Raw genomic sequence first — 21,394 nt, 5'->3', positions numbered from 1 at the left:
AACGCCTTATCCAAAAATGAAATAACGATAAGTACGGCTTCGGCCAGCTTTTGCGCCAAAGGTACCAGGTGCAATTTTGTTCCGGAGGCTCAACCTCCATAATGAATCAACAGCACCCCAGCTGCCTGGTTTGCTTTACTGATTTTTGAAAAAAAGATATCGATGTGTAACTCACGCCCGCCAAAGGAGTGGTAGATCATGTTATGCTTTTCATTTATCACCGGAATGTTAAAATCTTACACAATGCTTGCATGCGGAAAATCTTTGGCGATCTTCCGATAAGTACTTTGTAGGTTAAACGATGTATCGTCCGGAAAATTAAATTAGTGCTGTGAAAAAAGCAGAAACAGCAGGCAAATAAAAAGCAGAAACAGTTTGTTCATTTAGCGGATGTATTTTGCCTGCTCAGTTAGCAGCGCCTTAAACTCATCCATTGATGTTACTCCTGAAGCATCTTGTTCCCAGGCCGCACCAAAGTAATAGGTCAATTCGTTGTTTTCAGGTTTCATCACTAATACATCGCTATATTCATCATCGGTAATTTCCAGCAACTGATCTGTTTTTACAAAAACACACATACCCAACTTATCTTCCTGCAAGGTTTGCACGCCAAAAGTTGCCAGGCAGGTCCAGTCTTCTTTTATATCAGTGAAAATCTGCACATCTGTGCCCTCGTGTTTTACAATTCCGCTGGCCAGGTTCGGCAGCGCCTCGCTGAGTTTCAGTGTATATTTTGTCAGGTAACTTCCGGCTTCAATTTCGAGTGTTGATTGCAAGGTTGTTTTTGTATCGTTAATCTCCCAGCCGTAGTAATTTATGTTGACTTTCGACTTTTCAGCACTACTTTCCACTTCGCTAAATAAACTGTCGGTTTTTTCTACACGGATAGCTTTTCCTCCATCCCAAAAAGCTACTGACCCCATTCCCAGCGATGAGCCTACTTTCAGCACATCAACACCCCAGTCGCTCACTTCGTGGTACGAATCAAAACCATCTAATCCCACCTTATGCAAAACCAACGAATCGGTCTTCTTGCCAAAAATATCGATAGCATTTCGCCAGTCGAGATAAATACGGTAGCCCACTTTATCTGATTCCCACCCCGGTCCTTCAAACTGGATATCGAATGAATGATCGGTATGTTTTTCATCCACTTTCAATTGTGATACCGGATGAAATTCGCCCCCCTGGTACTCCCATTGTTCGTTGCCGTTGTTTTTGGTTACCCATTTCCACTCGCCGCCATCTTTTAAACCAATATAGGCTTGTGTTTTTTGTACTTCCACACTTTTTTCAGCGACTTTTTCTTTGGGTTTATTAGTTGTGCAAGCCGTTGCAATTAATGCCAGTATCGTCAGGATTAGAGTCAGATTCTTCATAATGTTCTTGTTATTTATTTAATTCAATTGCTGCTAAAATCATTGGTGCCACACCCTTTTGGTCGTTATCCACCTTTTTCTCCGAAATATAGTAATTATAATCTCCTTCGCGGTATGGATTTCCGCCCAAACCACAGGCTCCGCAAGTATTGGTTAAAGTTACTAAACCATTTTCATCTTCCGAAACCAGGTTTTCAGTTGTACTATCAAAAGCGTTTTCGGCGATTTCAAGATAGCTTTCCGGCAGCCAACCCTTTTTAGCTCCTTTTGCATAGGAATAAACAATCATTGCCGATCCCGATGCTTCTACATAGTTGCCTTCTTCGCCGCCCATATCCAACACCTGGTACCATAAGCCGGTCTCCACATCGCGCACATTTAAAAGGGATGCGCTAAGATCATTCAGAATGCTGATCAGTGCTTCCCTGTCTTTATGATCTTCAGGTAAGTATTCCAACACATCAACCAAAGCCATCATGTACCAGCCTGTAGCACGGCTCCAGAAGTGTTTCGACTGGCCGGTTTCTTTGTTGCACCAGCGTTGCTCGCGACTTTCGTCCCAGGCATGGTAAACCAGCCCCGTTTTTTCATCGAGCGTACTTTTATACACTTCCTGCAGTTGAAAAGTAACCTCATCGAACCACTGTGGCTGATCGAATTCTTTGGCATAACGAGCCAAAAACGGAGAGGCCATGTACAAACCATCCAACCACATTTGATAGGGGTATATTTTTTTATGCCAAAAACCACCGGAATTTGTCCGCGGCTGGCCTTTCATTTGCTCCACCAGCGTTTCTATTCCCAGGCGATATTTTTCATCGCCGTAGTCCTGGTACAACGAAATCATGCTGTTACCGGGTCTTACACGGTCGATGTTGTAATCCGAAGTTTTTTGACCGTCAATTTCGCCATCTTCGTGCAAAAAGTAATCGATATAATCTTTCAGGTAAGCACCATATTTCGGGTCAACGTCTTTTAATTTATAAATGGCATCGCCCAGAAAAGCGTAATCGTACTCGTATTTGGGTTTTTCGCGCTGATAATAAATCAAACTGTCTGCTTCGTGTAAAACGGTTTCAGCAAATTTTACCAACCATAAGGGCTCCGTAGTTTGTACTGAATTTTGTTTGGTAGTTTTTGAATTGCATCCGATTAGCGCAATAAATAGAAAGATAATTGCAAATGTCCTCATTGGTTTACTATTGTTTGACAACAAAACTAATCTACCCGCGAGATTTTCAGCAATTAAAATGTATCATAAAACGGGAATATTTTCCCAAAGGTCATAAAAAGAGCCCCATTGATAATTGGGGCCCCGCTTTGTCTCTTTTACAACTTTCAAATCGTAAACATTGGCTGCCTCGATGGTTTTCCCTTTATAAGTTCTGTCGGTAAAGTCTTCAAACGGACTACCACCTGCAATACTTTTCTGGCGGGCATATTTAGCTGTGGATGGTCCGTTCTAATGAGAAATAGGAACATATCCGTTACTTCTTCCTTATCCTCAAGCTAATAATCGGAACCTCCTTGCGGGCTTGAAATCAATTAAATGGTAACTATAGTTTTATTTGGTCTCGGTATAAAATTTATCAAGAAATTGAAGCAGTTCAATGCTTGGTACATCGTCACACGCTGATGTTGTATTAAAGCGCATTGCTTTCAGGTTATCAGGCGAAGCTGCTTCCCACTCCGGCAATCCGTCTGCATTTGGATCTCCTGAAGTAGCAAAATTCACCCAGTAGTCCGACATCAGATCGGCCAGTTTATAATCCGCCTCGGTCCATGGACGCGGGCTCATTTTCAGGTTATTGTAGGCGTATGAAACTTCCCCTGTATGGAAAGCTCCAAAATCACTCATTCCATCGGCATAAGGAACATCGCGCTCAAAACGATACATAAACACCTTCGATGTTGCCTTTTCATTTTGTAGTTGCATCCACTTATACGACTGAACACCAAAAGTTTGCAAGGCACCCAGATCGTTCTGAATGGTTTGGGCTTCTTCTTCTGTATTCATTGGGAATTTTGCCAGAAATTCATCGGCCATGTCGCCAAATCGATCTTTTAAAGAGGCTTTAAACTGTTCTCCTGAAACAGATGGCGGGCCAAATCCTTCATCTTCGTTCCATCCAATTATCACAGGAATATCGTTTTGCTCTCCGCTGGCAAATATTTCACTAACCGGTTTGGGCAGAAAATAACCATCAACGATCGGTGCACCACCACCTCTGCTGCTTAAAATTTCTTCAGCACTTTTTACCCGCAATTCTTCAATAGATGATGCCCCCAAAGACTCGGCGAATTTTATACCCGCTTCCTCTGCAGATTTCAGGCTACCACCACGTGCTAACGCATTGGTTGAAAGAACAGCACCACCACTCTCGGCAATGGCACGGTGAATAAGGCCTTTTGTTAACGGACTTGCCACTAAATAATTGACACTAAACGCACCAGCCGACTGACCGGCAATGGTCACATTCTCAGGATCGCCACCAAAGGCTGCAATATTTTTATTCACCCACTCAAGTGCCGTAACCTGATCGAGTAACCCATAATTTCCGGAAGCGTTGTTTGGCGATTCAGCAGTAAGTTCCGGATGCGCCAAAAATCCTAAAGTTCCTACACGATAATTTATACTAATAAAAACGATGCCTTTTTTCGCCATTTCCTCGCCATCGTAAATAGGCACAGCACTTCCACCACTTGAAAAACCACCGCCATAGATGTAAACAAACACGGGGCGTGTTTCAGTAGCATCTTTAGCCGGAGTCCAAACATTCAGGTACAAACAATCTTCGCTTAAGGGCTCTTTTGGAGCAATGTATTCCTGCGTCCACATCATAAAAGGTGCGGGAGTTGCCTGCATCGGACTGGCTGAAAATTCGGTGCATTGTTTCACGCCTTCCCAGGGTTCAACGGGTTGTGGTGCTTTCCAACGCAAATCTCCTACAGGCGGAGCAGCAAACGGGATTCCCTTAAAAGTGGTAATTCCGGTACTTTCATCAAAAGAACCACTCACCGTTCCATCGGCAATAGTTACACTATCTTTTATTAGCATGGGTGGCTGAGTTGAACATGCCCCAAAAACCAAGGCAATGCCAAGAAATAGAATTATGCGTACGTTTTTCATAGGTAGTAGGTTTACAATTTGTTTAGTCTTAAAAAGGTCGTTTTTACACAGGTTAAGGAAAAAGGGAACTCCCCCCTGAACTATTCCAGGGAGAGAGTATTTAACCAAGTCCCACTACCTATGCATTTTTTCAAAGTCGCGTTCAGGCACCATAGCTTTTGATACCTTCTGAACTGTTATATCGTTGGCAACAGAAAATGTTGCTTTTTCTTTAATGTCTTTCGACGAGGCTCCAACTTTTATGGTGTAATCACCGGCTTCTGTAATCCAGCTTGTACTTCCTTCATCAAACGAAGCCAAAAGTGCCGCATCAATATCAAATGATAGAGTTGCAGATTTTCCCGGTTCTAACAGCGCAGTTTTTCCAAAGGCTACCAACTCTTCTTCCGGTTTTTCAAGTGATTTACCCGGCGCGCTGGCATAGACCTGAACCACTTCTTTACCCGCAACATCACCGGTATTTTTCACATCGATGGAAACCGTAATTTTACCATTTAAATTTTTGTCGCTCAGTTTCAGGTTGCTGTATTCAAATGTTGTGTACGATTTTCCGTATCCGAATTCGTAGGCAACCGGCACATCGAAAGTATTGAAATAACGGTACCCCACGTAAATATCTTCTTCGTAAACCACTTCCCAGGGTACGCGGCGCATCATCGAGAAACCGGATTGGTCGGCGGTATTATCTTCTGCTCCCTCAACTTTTATTGCCTCGCCGGGGAAATTATCCGACGACGAACCATCCTCATATTTCACAGGGAAAGTTTGTGCCAGTTTACCTGACGGATTTACTTTTCCTGAAAGTACATCAACTACCGAATTACCACCCTCCTGTCCAGGTTGCCATGCACAAAGAATAGCATCAGGAATATTGCTCCAGCTGGCGGTTTCAACTACGCCGCCTACATTCAGAATAACCACCGCTTTTTTACCTTTTGCGTGAAAAGCGTCGGTAACTGTTTTGATCAGGTCTTTTTCGTTCTTATTCAAATAGAAGTCGCCTTCAACAGCTTCGCGGTCGCCACCTTCTCCGGCATTTCGGCCGATAGTGATTAGGGCAATATCAGCTTTTGCAGCCATCTCTTCAGCAATCGAGGCATCCAAAGCCATTTCTTCAACAGGAATTTTTCCACCCATTAAAGCAGCAATAAAGTTTTTGGATTTATCCTGCACTTTACTCGCTTCTTCCATGTAGGTTTCGTAAGTCTTTTTAAGTTCGTCGTAAGTTTGGTAACCGGCATTTTGCAGGCCTTCCAACAACGAAACCGTGTAAGCTTCATTCACGTCGCCACTACCGGTACCTCCTGAAATAAAATCGTAGGAAGCATTTCCGAATGCGGCTACATTTTTTATGCTGTTTGCAAATGGAAGTGCACCGTTATTTTCCAGTAATACCATTCCATCGGTAGCGGCCTGACGAGTTACTTCCGCGTGTGCTTTTAAATCTGGTTTGTTCGATATTTTATATCCTTTGTATCGTGGTGTCTCAACCATAATATTCAGAATACGCTCAACATTTGTATCCAAAACCGATTCATCGAGCTTTCCTGACTCAACGGCTTCGATAAGCGTTTTTATGGTCTCAGGCGAACCGGGCTGGATCATATCGTTTCCGGCTTTCATTTGGGCAACAACATCGCTACCCCCGCCCCAGTCGGTCATTACGTAACCTTTAAATCCCCAATCGTCGCGAAGAATTTTAGTCAACAGATCATGACTCTCTGAAGTATAAACTCCGTTTACTTTATTGTAAGATGACATCACTGTCCATGGCTGACTTTCCTGAACCGCGATTTTAAAACCTTTCAGATAAATTTCGCGCAAAGCACGTTCGCTAACAATTACATCAACCGACATACGATTGGTTTCCTGGTTGTTTACCGCAAAGTGTTTGATGGAAGTTCCAACTCCGTTCGACTGAATGCCATTCACCATGGCAGCTGCCATTTTGCCGGATACCAGCGGATCTTCCGAATAATATTCGAAGTTACGTCCGCAAAGTGGATCACGTTGAATATTCAATGCAGGTGCTAAAAGAACATCGGCACCATATTCCAGCACCTCTTTACCCATCGCTTTTCCTACCGATTCTACTAAATCAGTATCCCACGATGAAGCCATTACGGTTGCAATCGGGAAAGCTGTACAATAATAAGTATCGGTTTCACCATCGCGGATTGGGCTGATACGTAATCCGGCAGGACCGTCAGCCAATGTTTGACTGGTTACTCCTAAGTCAGGAAATTCTGCTGTAACGCCTGCAGTTCCGGGTAAATAACCTCTGATTTTATCAATCATTTTTCCGTAAGGAGTGCTGGTATCCAAACCTCCACCAAACATTGGTGGCATTTTTTCGCGAATAGAATCGGGTAATGGGAAATACATTCCTGTGCCAATAACCAACTGAGCTTTCTGCTCCAGGGTCATTGACTTAACGATTTCTTTTACGCTTTTTTGTGAAACACTTGCCGACAGACTGCCGGATACAAGTAATAATACAAGGAGGGTCAGCACACTGTTTAGTCTAAGTTTATTACAGATCATGGAGAATGATTTAGTTCTAATTTAAATTTTATTGTTATAGTTTATCGATATGTCTTATCTACGGCGACGAAGATAGGAATAAATTTCACACCTAGTGTCAATGCGACACATTATTATATTTTTAAACATATCCAGTTAGTACTTCGAGAATTTTTTCTAATTTGTAAGCATAAAAATTAAAGACCTTGGATAAAACAACGCCGATCAATTCAACAGAGTACATGAATCACATATCAATCGATTGTGTGATATTCGGGTTTAACAACAATGAGCTTAAAGTATTGCTTTTACATTTAAAGTATTCAAAGGAATATTCGCTTCCCGGAGGATTTTTAAAATATGATGAAACGCTTGAGCAGGCGGCACAACGAATAGTTAGAGAGCGCACCGGGCTTGACAAGCTGTTTTTAAAACAATTTAAGGTATTTAGCGATCCGGAAAGATCAAAATCGAATAAAGCGATACTCGATGCCGACATGGCCGGCTCAAAGCCTGACAAGACTTTTTTTGATAAACGTTTTATCTCTGTTGGGTTTTATTCTTTGGTTGACTTTCGGAAAGTAAAACCAACACCCGACCTTTTCTCCGACCGGTGTGATTGGGTATCTTTAAATGAGGATGTTTCGATGCTGCTCGACCATAAACAAATTATTCAGGAGGCCATCAGCACTTTGCGTTTACAGCTTAACCAGCAACCCATTGGTTTAAAACTGTTACCCCGGAAATTTACCATGCCCGAACTTCAGACACTTTATGAAACGATTCTTGGCCGTGATCTGGACCGACGCAATTTTCAGCGCAAAATGTTAAACTACAACATTCTCGACAAGCTAAAAGAACGGAAAACAGGTGGTGCACACAAATCGCCGTACTTGTATTCGTTTAATATGGAACGCTACCAAAAAGCTTTGGAAGATGGATTGAGTGGAATCTGGTAACAACAGGTAGCGACTAATTCCTTAACAAACATTATCCTGCTACATATTGACGCATCTTCAGGAGGCTGTAAAACTATTACAGGATGGGAAATAGTAAAAAACTTACGCTTTAATCCGCAAAGCCCAATTATACAGGATATTTCCTGAGAGGGTACAGAAAAACAATACCAAGCCGAATGGGATAAGATCGCCGGTGTGAAACATTGCCATTATACTTCCGATTAGCGCACTAATGGCAAAGCGGGCAATTCCGATAGTAGCATTTGCCGATCCTGCAACCTCCGGATTATGATTCAGAATTGTGGCCGTTCCGTTTCCAAAAACCAAACCTAAACTTCCCACATACAACACAATTGATGCAAATACTGCCCACAATTGCGGCTCGGGCATCAACACCGAAATGGCCAGTGTTACGCCCGAAAGCATCTGCAACAATAAGCCGTAGCGCAAAATCTTTTCCGGATCGTGTTTCTTCAAAAGAATAGTATTTAAAAACGAAAGCATGATGTTCAGAACAACATTTGCACTAAAAAACAGCGGAAAGCGCAATTGGCTGATATTGAAATACTCGATATAAATAAACGATGCCGCCGTAATAAAAATGTACAAGCCCGACATGGGTAAACTAATGGCAAACAGCAAAATAGTACTTTGTTTACTCGAGAAAAATACCCGGTACTTTTCCAACAGTTGCCGCCCCGTAATTTTTCGGGTGATCAGCTCCGGAGCTCGCGATTCGGGAATAAGCAACCACATGGATAAAAACAACAGAATGGCAAATGCCAGCAAAAACCAAAAGATACTCACCCAGCCATACCAATGAATTAATGCGGCGCCCATAACCGGAGCAAACAGAGGAGCCAGCATAATGATCATACTAATGATGGTAACAAAACGAGCTACCTGTTTTCCGCTGTACCAGTCGCGAATAAACACATTCCCCGTAACCGTTGCAAAACCTCCTCCAAAAGCCTGAAGCACACGCAACAACAGAACATATTCGATTTTGGTGCAGGTAGTTATGAGTAAAGAGGCCAAACCGTAAAGCGCAATTCCGGTGAGGGCAATTGTTTTTCGTCCAAAAGCATCAGACAAGGGTCCACCGAAAAAGTTTCCAAAGGCAAATCCCATAAAATACAATGTAATGGTCAACTCAGCTACGTTTAGCTTTACGCCAAAAAATTCAGCAATATCGGGTAAGGCAGCAATGTAGGTATCAATTGCAAATGGCGACATAGCCACCATAGCAGCCATAACCATTGTGAATACGGGAATAAAAAATTTGCTTGTGCGGTTTAAACTCATACGTGAATCGTTTCAAATTGGGCGCGAAGGTATAAGTTTTAAACGAAGACCTGAATTATTACGGTTTTACTAACTCAGAATTTAACACATTCAGGGCTTCATCAAATCATCCAGTTGTTCAGGCGACAGTCCTTCGGGATCGAATCCGGCATTCCATGCCAACAACAAAAGTTTAGCTCCCTTATTGGCCACATCCAAAAAGTCGAACGCTTCCTCTATATCCACTCCGGTTGCTAAAGCGCCGTGTTTTTCCCACAAAACAATATCGTGGTTTTTCAATGCTTCAAGCGTTAGATTTGCCAGTTCTTCGGTTCCATACCGAGCATAACCGGCACAACCAACTCCCCGCGGAACATACAATTTTATTTCCGGGCACATCTTCCAGAGCGAGTGATTAAATAAAGCCTCATCCTTAAACAGTTTATGGTGACTTAAAACAACCAACTCACCTGGATGTGCATGAACGACAGCTTTTCGGCCGGTATGATTTGCTGCATTAAAAAGATGAATTTTTATGTGCGCCCTCAATTCGGAAGTGGGTTTAAATCCGGCACTTTTGCCTCCCCACAAAACCGAATAGGCCGTAGCGGTTGAATTAACAGCTATAATTGCTGCAACTTCATCTACTCTATCTACAAGATGCCGCAACCGACAACCCGAACCGGTAACAAAAAGTACCATCCCGGCTGCATCGATTGGAAAATCGAAGGAAACTTCGTCATGAATCCGGTTTATAATTGATTCCGGGAAAAGTCCGCTTAGATCAATGGAAATATTTCCTGAGCTTTTTTCGGCCCATTCCTTTTCCCATAAATAACCGGCAACTTCGCTAACCTGATAAATATGTTTTACGACCTCCGCCGGAAGTTTTTTTAATGCATCCACAATTAATAATTAAGTTTTGTTATTCAACTATTCAATTAAATGTATTGCATGCGTTCTTTAAATGCCTGATACAATTCGCCGTACAGCTTTTGACTTTCTGATGGCTCAATAATTTTAGGATTATAATCCACCAACTTCCGGGCTCCTTCGGGTGATTTTGCCACGCCACTTCCGGCAAACACAAACAAGGCTGCTCCCAAAACGGTTGTTTCCTTCTGATCGACCAGTTGTATGGGTAAATTGCAAATATCAGCACGCAATTGATTCCAAAGATAGTTTTTTGATCCACCACCCACGCAAATTATTTTCTCAGCTTTAAAACCGCCAGCATTTTCCAGCGCTTCTATTCCATATCGCAAACGATACGCCAGGCTTTCAAGAAATGCCCGGTATATTTCCCCCCTTGTTGTATTTATCGTTAAACCGTTAATTGTACCAAAATTGTTGCTTCCACCTTCGCCGTAAAACGAAGGATTTACCCAAACCGAAGATTCTCCGGGATGAACTTCACCCGCATCAAAAATCATTTTAGCGTACAAAGCATCACCGCTTAGTTCCGAATAGAAATTTTTGGCAAACCACTCCAGTATTCCCGAAGCCAGGTAATTCTGCCCTATATTACAAAGTCCCTTCTCGGCATCCATTTCGGTGGTCAACTGCGCTTCAAGTTCCTTTTTTGTCGATTTAAACCCGGCACTACGCGCCATAATTATTTCCCAGGTTCCACTGCTCAGCACCAGTTCATTTTCTTTTGCTCCCGAACCAAATACCGCAAACTGTGTATCGTGTCCGCCAAAAAACACCGGTACATTTGCCGGAATCCCCGTTTCAGTTTCAGCCTTTTGATGAACGGCTCCTGCCGGTTCTCCGGATTCAGCGATATCACCCAAAATATCATTTCGAATGTCCAGCGCTGCAAATATCTTCTCCGAGGGTTGCTGCTTTTGCATATCCATCAACATAGAGGTACCGGCCATAGTAGCGTCGTTCCGCAATTCGCCCGTTAGCTTAAAAATAAACAGCGAGGTGATAAACAAAAAACGATAGGCCTTTTCAATTACCTCAGGCCGGTTTTCCTTCATCCAGATAAATTTATTGATAGTATTAAACGCATACGGAAAAGTGGCAGCTTCGGCATACAGTTCTTCAAGTGGAATATATTTCCCAATCTCGTTCATAACAGGCGTTGTACGCTGACATTGCCACGAAATGACCGGGTAAAGCATTTTGCCTGCACTGTCCACAAATGCACCATCAACCCCAAAAGTTGTAACGGTTACGCCGGCAATTCGTTTTGTATCGATGGCGCCCATTACTTTTTGCGATGCAGAGCAAAGTTTTGCCCACATTTCTTCCACATCCCAGATTACGCCCCCCGGAAATTCGGGATCGGGACTTGTATTGTTTGCAGTCGATTCCGAAGCCACAATTTTGCCATGTACATCCATGGCGATCACCCGCAGATTTGTGGCTCCGCAATCGAATACTATTGCCAGATCTTTTTCAGGCATAAGAATTATTTTTTACCGTAAAGCGGCCCGTACGATTCACAGGCACGAAAATCTGCTCCTTCTTTATTTTCGCCAAACGACACCCATGCACTTGGCCGGAACACCTTATCCTCATCAACATTGTGCATGTTTACCGGAATGCGCAACATCGAGGCCAGCGTAATCAAATCAGCACCAATATGCCCGTAACTAATTGCCCCGTGGTTAGCACCCCAATTGGCCATTACCGAGTATACATCTTTAAACGCTCCCGCGCCATTTACACGTGGCACAAACCATGTTGTCGGCCAGGTAGGATTTGTGCGCTCATCCAAAATTTTATGAATATCGTCAGGAAGTTCAACGGTCCAACCTTCGGCAATTTGAAGCACCGGTCCCAGTCCGTCAACCAGGTTTACGCGGCTCATCGTAACCGGCATTTGTCCGGCAGTTTTAAACTGCGACGAATAACCTCCTCCACGGAAATAGCCGCGTTCAGCCTGTGGCCACAGCGTATTATCCAAACACTTTTGCGCTTCTTCTTCAGTAATCTCCCAGAAAGGTTTCATGGCCGGATTTCCTTCTTCATCGCGTTGCTGGGCCGTTGCATCAAGCGTTGTTGAACCCGAGTTGATCAGGTGAATAATTCCACCTTCGGCCAAACCGCTTAGTTCTTTTCCGCAAACACGTTTTACAGCCTCCGGACTCCAATAAGTGCGTACATCAGAAAATATCTGGCTGGTATTACTCAGCAAATGCCCAAACAACATCGAGACACCATTCAAACTATCGTTTTCAGTAGCAAAAACAAAAGCCTGACGAATACCATTCCAATCGAATGAGGAGTTTAGAATGGCTTCCGTAAAATCGGCATTTGGTTTATAATCGGTCCACTGGCGTTGCCCCTGGAAACCACCGAGAATTGCATTTCTTCCCAATCCTTCTTCGCGATATCCTTTAGCAACAACCTTTTCGTTCCCGATCATCATATCGCGACAAATGAGCGTCATTTTAACCACCGTCTCCCACTCTTCTTCTTTACGGGCAGCATCTACCTTATCTTCCGGTTTATTTACGTCAATCCCTTCTTTGCAGTTTTCTTTTGTCCAGGCCAATGCTTTTTGGTACTCTTCTGCATCGTAAATACCTTCGTCAATTCTTCTCAGAATTTCAACCGACTCCACAAACTCAGTACGAATTCCCAGGTATTTTTGAAAGAATCCTGAATCCACCATCGAACCTGCAATTCCCATCGAACTGTATCCGATCGACAGATACGATTTACCTTTCATTTGAGCCACTGCCAGACCCGATTTTACGAAACGCAATAACTTTTCTTTTACATCTTCAGGAATTGTTGTATCGCCGGCATCTTGTACATCGCGACCATAAATCCCAAAGGTTGGCAATCCCTTTTGGGTGTATCCGGCCAGGGCTGCAGCCAGATAAACGGCCCCCGGACGTTCGGTTCCGTTAAAACCCCAAACGGCTTTTGGCAGCAGTGGATCGGTGTCCATCACCTCAGTGCCGTAGCACCAGCACGGCGTAACCGTTAATGAAACGCCAACACCTTCTTTTCTGAATTTTTCGGCACATAGGGCAGCTTCGGCTACACCTCCAATACATGTGTCGGCAATAACACATTCTACTGTTTCGCCGCTCGGAAATTTTAATTGTTCGCTGATAAAAGCTGCTGCTGCCTGGGCAAGATCCATCACTTGTTTTTCAAGCGATTCGCGCACGCCACGCTCACGCCCGTCAATAACGGGTCGAATTCCTACTTTTGGCAAGTCGCCAATTAGTCTGTTAGCCATAATTGTTTATTTAGATTTTTAAAGTTTATCGTATTTATTTAGCGACCACAAGGTACCACTATACCGCCCTAATAGCAATGACTATTTTTATTACATTTGTATCTAATTCTAACATCAGGATTTATGGTAATTCTTAAAAACAAGCCGGAAAAAGGTGATCCTTCTGATGTTGTTCAGTTTTTTCCAAGCTATAACATACAGTTACTTTGCTGTCGACACTGGTGGCTTGAGCAGTGGGAGCATTCAGAGCTTTCGTTTCCTTACTGGCGTGTTTACCACAACAGTTATGAAGGAGCTAAAATTGTTTATAATAATACTGAATATGAATTATCGCCTGACAGAATAATCTTAATTCCTCCGAATACATCTTATGCAACTCGCTTGTACGATTATGAAATACCTGACGCCGGATATAATATGAAAGGAGGGCCGGTAAACCTGAATTCCGAGCGCAATGTAGCGTCTTCAAAACCAAGTCTTTTGCATTTTTTTATTCATTTTAATATTGGGATTCCCTACGACAACTTTTCTCCGGGTATTTTTAGGTTTAAACTAACAGACCACCTCCATTCGAAACTTCAGTTGATTAAAAATCACCTGAATCACGACAACAAATTTTTCAGCTTTCATTTAAGTTTAGCGATAAAGTCATTAATTGCCGATTTACTCACCGAATTACCGGAATCAAACTGGGATTTAATATCTAACGATCATCGGATTATCAGATGCTTACGATTCATTGAGGAAAATATAGCGAATGATTTAAAAAATCCAACTTTAGCAGAAAAAGCCAAAATGGCAACAAATGCTTTTATCCGGCTTTTTTCGAATGAAGTAGGTGTTTCGGTTCAGAAATATGTGCGTAACAAACGAATCGACAGCGCATGTATCATGCTTCATCATTCGAACTTAAGTATTGATGAAGTTGCACAAAAAACAGGTTTTGCCGATCGCTACCATTTTTCCCGGATCTTTAAACAAAGTACCGGAATTTCTCCGGCGCGGTATAAAAAGGAGTTTGGAATGAGTTGACAAAAAAGCCGCAGTAAGAATGTCCTGCTGCGGCTTTTATAAATTACTATTAACTGAGTTCTATTCTAAATCTTGCACATTTCTGTATTTCTCAGGTTAATATTTAGTATCGAACTCAGATTATTATTTTGTTTCGGCAAATTCACTAAGATCCCATTGATTCTTCCATTTTAATACCGGCAATTCGTCCTCAAACTCAATAGGCAACCAAATATATGTTGCATCAATTGGTTTCTTCGGATTCCAGCGGTCGGCCATAAAAATAAAAGCATCATCTTTCCCGGTAACAGGTAAAATATAGGTGCTTTGTGAGTGAAATGTCAGATCGGCATCCTCGCCAACACAAGGATTTGAATGTTGTTCCCAGGGGCCCCAAATCGATTCAGCGGTAAACATTCGGGCAGCATTGGGATCCCAGCCTGTACAACCCGAGGTAATCATAAAATACGTTCCGTCTTTCTTAAAAACTGCGGGCGCTTCATTGTGTCCACCGGGTGCAACGCGGATGTATTTTCCGGTGTAATTTAAGTAATCATCACTCAGTTCGGCAATATGCAGTGTAAGGTTTTCTTCCGAGGAATAAATATGATAAGCCTTCCCGTCATCATCAACAAACAAGGTCATATCGCGCGACATTTGCCCTCCTTCAAAATCGCGACGGATAAACAAACCATTATCAACGGCTTGCATCCAGTCATCCGTCCACCAATCGGAAAAATCATCCAGTGTGACGTTGCTATTTTTCTGTTCTTCGGTCATATTTTGTGGCCACATTCCTGCATTTGGCCGTAACGAATACAAATAAGTATATGGTCCTATAGCATTATCGCTTACGGCAATTCCTACGCGAGCGGCATCATAGCCTTTTCCTATTAGTTCCAAATGAAAATACAATACAAACTTTTGTGTTTTTGCGTTGTAAATAACCTTCGGGCGTTCCATCACACAACCAGCCTCAATTTCACTACCAACACTGTCGCTAACAGGCAGTGCAACACCTTCGTGCTTCCAGTTGTAAAGATCGGTTGATGAATAACAGTTTACCCCCACCTGTGCAGAACTGGTATGTTCGCTTTTGTGTTCGCCAAACCAATAATATGTATTGTTGGAATATAGAATTCCTCCTCCATGTGCGTTAATATGCAAGCTGTCGCTATCTAACCATGGTTGCCCCGGAGCAAAATTTTGAGTTCCTTTAGGCTGGTCCCTTTTCGAACTGCATCCCATTAATACAACCATTAAAAACACACAAAAGACAGTAAGTAGAATTGAAAGATGTTGGTTAGATCGTAGTTTCATGATAACTGGTTATTTTGGTTTTATTGATTTAATTCTAATTATTCCGACAAGGTTTTGCAAAAATATCAGTCTGTTTTGGAATATATTGCCATAAATTAACTAGACAATTGTACATATTCAACAAATAGGACCTCAAACTGTATGTACTAACCGGTGCTATGTATTTTTCTCAATATATTCTTTTGGTGTACAACCGTAGAAATCTTTAAAACAACGACTAAAATACGACGGACTTGTAAACCCAACCATATAAATTACTTCACTAATCGATCGTTTATTCTGAACAAGCAGGCCCGATGCGACTTTTAAACGTTGCGTACGAATAAACTCATTAGCTGTTTGCCCGGTTAATGCTTTTATTTTTCGATAGGCCTGGTTGGCACTAACTTTAAGTTCGGCACTAAAAGCTTCCACATCAAAATCAGTATTATCCAGGTTGTTTTGTACCGACTGAACGGCAGCTTTCAGAAATTCCTCATCCAACGATGACAACTCAATATGCCCGGGCTCCAGCAGTTGTTCGGTGCGCAAACGTTCTTGTTTTTGTTTTTGCAGGTTCAGTAAATTGAAAATCTTTAGCGACAAAGAAACCATATTAAACGGTTTGTGAATGTAATCGACAGCCCCAAGTTTTAATCCTTTTATCTGGTCTTCGTGCATGGTTTTGGCCGTAAGAAAAATTACAGGAATATGCGAATAATCCAGATCGTTCCGAAGTATGCTACACAGCTCAAAACCATCCATTTCTGGCATCATCACATCTGAAAGAATCAGATTGGGAACGTTTTCTTTAATTTTCGCAAGTGCTTCCTTCCCATTTCCGGCACACTCAACATTTAAATGTTTTGATAAGCCGGTACACAAAAATTCTTTCAGGTCAGTATCATCTTCAACAACCAATACATGTGGTTTTTTACTATCCAAGCCACCAAAAGGATTGTCGTGTAAAATATTGTCGAAAATAGTATCTTCCGGTTGAGCGGAGCCAGTTAGAGAATCCTCCGGTTTCCATTTCTCGTTTTTCACAGCCTTTGCTGCCAGCTCTTTACTCATGGGTAAAAATAAGCGAAAACAACTTCCTTTACCCACTTCGCTATCTAACTGAATTGTTCCGCCATGCTGCTCAATCATTGCCTTGGCCATAAACAATCCAATTCCGCCGGTACTTTGTGTTCGTATCTGCTTCACCTGAAAGAAGCGCTCAAATATTTTTTCCTGGTATTCTTTGGCAATTCCTATACCACTATCTTGTACTTCTATCACCACCTTTTTTTCATTTTCGGTGTTGTTGCGCTCGAATACATTTATAGAAATAGCACTGTTATCGGGCGAATATTTAAATGCATTCGACAAGAGATTAAACACTATTTTCTCCATTTTGTCAGGGTCAAAATAGGCCATAATATTTTCGGGGGCGGTATTTAAACTAAATTCAATTTGCCGCGAGTCGGCCATTGGTTTAAAAAATTTGAAAACTTCATGAAGCAGGTTTGTCAAATTACAGTATTGAATATATAGACTATCAGGAATACCTTTTTCAATTTTCCTGAACTCCAACAATTGATTAACCAAACGCAAAAGTTTATAGGTACTGGTATTAATCAGGTGTGCCAGCTTGTGCGACTCGGGCGTAAGGTTTTTATCGTCCAATAATTCTTTTGATGGGCCCAGAATAAGTGTTAGCGGCGTTCGCAACTCGTGTGTGATATCTGTAAAGAAAAGTGTTTTCTGTTCATCAAGTTTTTTTAATTCCTCTGCCCTCAAATGTTCAAATGCCAGCTCACTCTTTTTTCGTGCATTAATAATCGAGTATTTTTGAAAAAAGTACAAAAGTCCTAAAAATATGAACAGATAAATTATTGTGGCTAATTTCGATTTCCACCATGGTGGCATCATTATTACCCGAAATGAAGAAACGGTATCGAGGTCAGGAGATTTACCCTGGGTTACGGCAACTTTAAATGTATAATCGCCCGGAGGAAGGTTTGTATAGGTAGCCGTATTTCTTCTTTCAGCATTGTTCCACTGAGTATCAAAGCCTTCCAATTTATAAGAATAACCACTTTCCCCCGAATTAATAAAATCCATATCGGAGAAACTGAACGTGATCATTTTATCCTTATTCGACAGCGCAATTTTGTCGGCATAGGCGACCGCCGAAGTTAAACCATAATCTTTTCTCAACTTATTCTCCCGGTTCATGCTTTTATCATAAACACGGATATCGGATAAAACAACGCCGGACGACTCCGATGTATTATTAATACTCTGCGAATCAAACAATGCAAAACGTGCTAAATTACCAACTAACATTCTACCATCCAACAAAGGCATTTCGGTATTTCGTTCCAATCGATCATTTCGATAATCCTGCGAGAAGTATTTTTCCTCAATTTCTTCGTTTTCAACACCAAACACCAACATTCCCTGGAAAGTACGAATCCACAAATGCCCGAGCTGATCCTCCATTAAACCCGATATATATCCGTTTTGGATATATTCAGTTTCGGGAAATCCTTTAAATTTTACAGAAGTATTTCCCGATTTGTCAGAAGTTTCAATCTTTTTGTTTAATCCTGAGTTTGTCCCTATCCACAAATTACCAAACGAATCTTCGAGAATGGCATTTATGGTATTATCATTTAACGAATTCGTATCAGCAGGTGAATAAAAATAATAGCTCATATTTCCAGTTTCGGGATCGTAACAATTAAGCCCGTTTTCGGTGCCAATCCAAACCTTTCCTGAGCGATCTTCGTGCAAGGTTCTAATTATATTGCTGCTTAATGCGCCAAATCCATTTCTCCGGCCAATACTTTCAATTGACAGTTTCCCTCGCGAATCGGTCTTCATTTTAACTAAGCCCCGTTCTCTGATACCGGCCCAAATTACATCCGAATATTTTTTTGATGGAATTATATCAACAACCTTATTCCCGGGTAATAAAGGCTGTGTTAGTGAATTATAATATTCACGATGTGTAAGATCAAGACTGAGATCGGACGTATAATTGTAATGAATTACTCCGGCATCTTCCGTACCCAACCATAATCCGGTGCTATCTGCAAACATGTCGAAAATGGAATAAGCGATAAAAGTATTCCCATTGTGCGTATAAGTTTGTTCTCCGTAATTGTTTTTCAGCACATATACCCCATTTTGTTTTTCATATTGTAACAGATTATAAGATGTTCCCACCCATAATTGATCTTTGTAGGCCGCAAAACACTGCACTACGATTTTGTTTCCCAGGTTGTCGATCCTCAATGGCAAAACATAACGGCTTAATCCTTTATCTGTTATCGAAGCTCTGTCGATTTTTGCTGAACCAACCCAAAGTAAGCCGCTTTTATCGACAAAAATTGTTGAAATTGCATTCGAAGACAAACTCCCCGGATTATCAACCGAAACTTCATAAACCCAGAATTGAGCTTCTTCAGGCGAAAGTTGTTGCTGATCGCGTTTCAATAAACTTAATCCCTCGTTCCATGAGCCGATCCAAAGATTATGAAACTGATCGTAAAACAAACGATAAACTCCATTATCTCCAATACTGCCCTCTCTGTCTTCCACCCGATACACCTGAAAACGAACAATCTCTCCGTCATCATCTAAAACAGCTTTGTTCAATCCTCCTCCCCAGGTTCCAATCCAAAGAACCCCTTCATCTGCTTCTACTACCTGGGTAACGGTTGCATTTGAAATTGAATTTATTCCTGTTTCCGGAACATAACGTTTATAATCTCCGGTTTCAGGGTTAAAACGCAGCAAGCCGTTGTACGAAGCAATCCACACAATATTTTTGGAATCAAGGTGTAAATCGCTAATTACATCATTGGCTAAATAGTGTTTCATTTCTCCTGTTTCCGGATCGAGAATGTAGAGTCCGTCGCTCCAGGTACCAATCCATATAAAACCTTTGTCATCTTCCAGCAACGACATTATTCGGTTTCTGATTTTATAGCGTTTTATTGTACCGTCCCGAACATCCATAAAATTTAAACCACTTGCTGTTCCAATCCACAAATTTCCGGTTTTATCAACCAGTAACTTCGTAATTTCACGGTTCGAGATAGAAGTTGAATCATGATATTGGGGCTGATAAGTTACATAGTCGTAACCATCATACCGGGTCAATCCATTTATGGTACCAATCCAAATAAATCCTTTTTGATCCTGAACAATGTCATTAGCTTTATCTATGGTCAGTCCATGCTCAGTTCCCAAATGTGAGAAATAAAGCTCGTTTTGAGCCGTGGTTATATAGCTATAAACAAGTACAAAAAATAGTATAATAAAAGTCTTCTGCATTGCAGTCTACACGTCGTTTAAAGTTTTCAATTTCAAAATAACAAATTTCTGCCGAAAACCGGCACTCCTTTCATTAATAGTAACTTTTACTATTAAAACATAAGGCGCTAATAATATGCTAGTTGCGACTCTTTATTAGAAAAACAACTACTTACATCATCAAATAAGTGTTAGTAATTTTCAAATTTATGCAATCGATTTCAATTAATTGAAAGTGTCCTTCGATTTTGTTCAAATCATTAATAAAATTTAACCACAAATTTGTAAAGTTCTATTCAAAACAGAAGGAAACGAAACCATTGAACCAAAACTTTAATTTATGACTCGTATTAACCATACGAAAACTATTCTTATTAAGCTGTTTCTAATTATATGCTTTTTTGTTGGGTGCAGTTGCTATGCCTCCAAAAAAGAAGATTTAGAAAAAACAGTTCCCAAAGACTTTCAACTTATTTGGGAGGATAATTTTGATACCGACGGTTATCCTGATCCGCGAAACTGGAGTTTCGAATATGGTTTTGTGCGCAACCGGGAGCTTCAATGGTATAAACCACAAAATGCGTATTGCGTTAACGGCCATTTAACCATAGAAGGAAAGAGAGAAAACACGTATAACCCAAATTATAATCCGCTTAGCGACGACTGGCGCACGAATCGTTCGCGCGCTGAGTATTCATCAGCATGCCTTATTACTAAAGATCTTCAAGAGTGGTTCCCGTTTGGCTACTTTGAAATAAGAGCAAAGATTAATGTATCGAACGGTGCATGGCCTGCAATATGGATGTTGGGGACCAAGCAAAACTGGCCTTATTGCGGCGAGATAGATATTATGGAGTTTTATCGAATTAACAATGTACCACACATTTTAGCTAATGCTGCATGGGGATCGGAAATCAAATACCAGCCCCACTGGGACGATGCCAAAATACCGTTAAAGCATTTTACACAAGCCGATCCCGACTGGGCCGAAAAATTCCACACCTGGTCGATGCATTGGGATGAAGAACAGATCAGCATTTATATTGATGATGAATTGTTGAACCAAGTCGATCTGAAACAAACTATTAACCCTGACGGCGGTAACCCTTTTACCTCCGATCAGAAATTCTACTTACTACTTAATCTGGCAATTGGAGGCAATGGCGGAGATCCTGCGCTTACCGAGTTCCCAATTCGATTCCAAGTTGATTATGTAAGAGTATACAAAGCAACCACAGAAACCAACTAAATATTTAAAATTATAACTATTTCAATTTTAATAATTTAA

At 41.5% G+C, this 21,394-nt stretch carries 13 protein-coding genes; 3 read left to right on the top strand and 10 right to left on the bottom strand.

Annotated features, from left to right (window positions below; genetic code table 11):
- Window positions 1–383 precede the first annotated feature (383 nt).
- The 4 genes from G0Q07_RS07930 to G0Q07_RS07915 all read right to left on the bottom strand — a co-directional run bounded on the left by G0Q07_RS07930 (window position 384) and on the right by G0Q07_RS07915 (window position 7,053).
- The gene (locus G0Q07_RS07930; protein ID WP_163345579.1) at window positions 384–1,379 is read right to left on the bottom strand and encodes a DUF4861 family protein; all 996 of its coding nucleotides are present in this window, start codon (window positions 1,377–1,379) and stop codon (window positions 384–386) included.
- A 10-nt stretch (window positions 1,380–1,389) separates the two neighbouring features.
- Complete coding sequence (locus G0Q07_RS07925; RefSeq protein WP_163345578.1) at window positions 1,390–2,571, bottom strand: glycoside hydrolase family 88/105 protein; 1,182 nt, start codon at window positions 2,569–2,571, stop codon at window positions 1,390–1,392.
- 372 nt (window positions 2,572–2,943) lie between these two features.
- Window positions 2,944–4,509, bottom strand: a complete 1,566-nt coding sequence (locus tag G0Q07_RS07920) for a carboxylesterase/lipase family protein (protein ID WP_163345577.1) — start codon at window positions 4,507–4,509, stop codon at window positions 2,944–2,946.
- Between the two features lie 114 nt (window positions 4,510–4,623).
- Entirely contained in the window at window positions 4,624–7,053 is a 2,430-nt protein-coding gene (locus G0Q07_RS07915; RefSeq protein WP_163345576.1) for a glycoside hydrolase family 3 N-terminal domain-containing protein, read from the bottom strand.
- 185 nt (window positions 7,054–7,238) lie between these two features.
- Between G0Q07_RS07915 and G0Q07_RS07910 the strand changes: the two genes are divergently transcribed.
- Window positions 7,239–7,991: an NUDIX hydrolase gene (locus G0Q07_RS07910; protein WP_203532700.1), complete on the top strand. Its 753-nt coding sequence runs from the start codon at window positions 7,239–7,241 to the stop codon at window positions 7,989–7,991.
- A 102-nt stretch (window positions 7,992–8,093) separates the two neighbouring features.
- Here the strand turns inward: G0Q07_RS07910 and G0Q07_RS07905 are convergent, their stop codons facing one another.
- From G0Q07_RS07905 to G0Q07_RS07890, 4 genes are all read right to left on the bottom strand, one after another.
- Window positions 8,094–9,296, bottom strand: coding sequence for a multidrug effflux MFS transporter (locus G0Q07_RS07905; protein WP_163345575.1), 1,203 nt, complete (start codon window positions 9,294–9,296; stop codon window positions 8,094–8,096).
- A 90-nt stretch (window positions 9,297–9,386) separates the two neighbouring features.
- Window positions 9,387–10,181 (bottom strand): rhamnulose-1-phosphate aldolase, encoded by a 795-nt coding sequence (gene rhaD, locus G0Q07_RS07900; RefSeq protein ID WP_163345574.1) that lies wholly within the window; start codon window positions 10,179–10,181, stop codon window positions 9,387–9,389.
- A gap of 35 nt (window positions 10,182–10,216) precedes the next feature.
- Window positions 10,217–11,692, bottom strand: coding sequence for an L-fuculokinase (gene fucK, locus G0Q07_RS07895; RefSeq protein ID WP_163345573.1), 1,476 nt, complete (start codon window positions 11,690–11,692; stop codon window positions 10,217–10,219).
- Window positions 11,693–11,697: 5 nt separating this feature from the next.
- Complete coding sequence (locus tag G0Q07_RS07890) at window positions 11,698–13,485, bottom strand: L-fucose isomerase (RefSeq protein ID WP_163345572.1); 1,788 nt, start codon at window positions 13,483–13,485, stop codon at window positions 11,698–11,700.
- Window positions 13,486–13,608: 123 nt separating this feature from the next.
- Here G0Q07_RS07890 and G0Q07_RS07885 point away from each other — a divergent pair, with 123 nt between their 5' ends.
- The gene (locus tag G0Q07_RS07885) at window positions 13,609–14,517 is read left to right on the top strand and encodes a helix-turn-helix domain-containing protein (RefSeq protein WP_163345571.1); all 909 of its coding nucleotides are present in this window, start codon (window positions 13,609–13,611) and stop codon (window positions 14,515–14,517) included.
- A 123-nt stretch (window positions 14,518–14,640) separates the two neighbouring features.
- Here G0Q07_RS07885 and G0Q07_RS07880 read toward each other — a convergent pair whose 3' ends face one another.
- Window positions 14,641–15,816 (bottom strand): glycoside hydrolase family 43 protein, encoded by a 1,176-nt coding sequence (locus G0Q07_RS07880; protein ID WP_203532699.1) that lies wholly within the window; start codon window positions 15,814–15,816, stop codon window positions 14,641–14,643.
- 156 nt (window positions 15,817–15,972) lie between these two features.
- Window positions 15,973–20,127: a hybrid sensor histidine kinase/response regulator transcription factor gene (locus tag G0Q07_RS07875; protein ID WP_163345570.1), complete on the bottom strand. Its 4,155-nt coding sequence runs from the start codon at window positions 20,125–20,127 to the stop codon at window positions 15,973–15,975.
- Between the two features lie 319 nt (window positions 20,128–20,446).
- Between G0Q07_RS07875 and G0Q07_RS07870 the strand changes: the two genes are divergently transcribed.
- A complete protein-coding gene (locus G0Q07_RS07870; RefSeq protein ID WP_163345569.1) occupies window positions 20,447–21,355 on the top strand; it encodes a glycoside hydrolase family 16 protein in 909 nt (302 codons plus the stop codon).
- Window positions 21,356–21,394: the final 39 nt, after the last annotated feature.

It is taken from the genome of Draconibacterium halophilum (assembly GCF_010448835.1).
In the GTDB taxonomy this organism is placed as follows: Bacteria; Bacteroidota; Bacteroidia; order Bacteroidales; family Prolixibacteraceae; genus Draconibacterium; species Draconibacterium halophilum.
The sequence above is the reverse complement of the archived record's forward strand: the minus strand, read 5'-3'. Positions and strand labels throughout refer to the sequence as shown.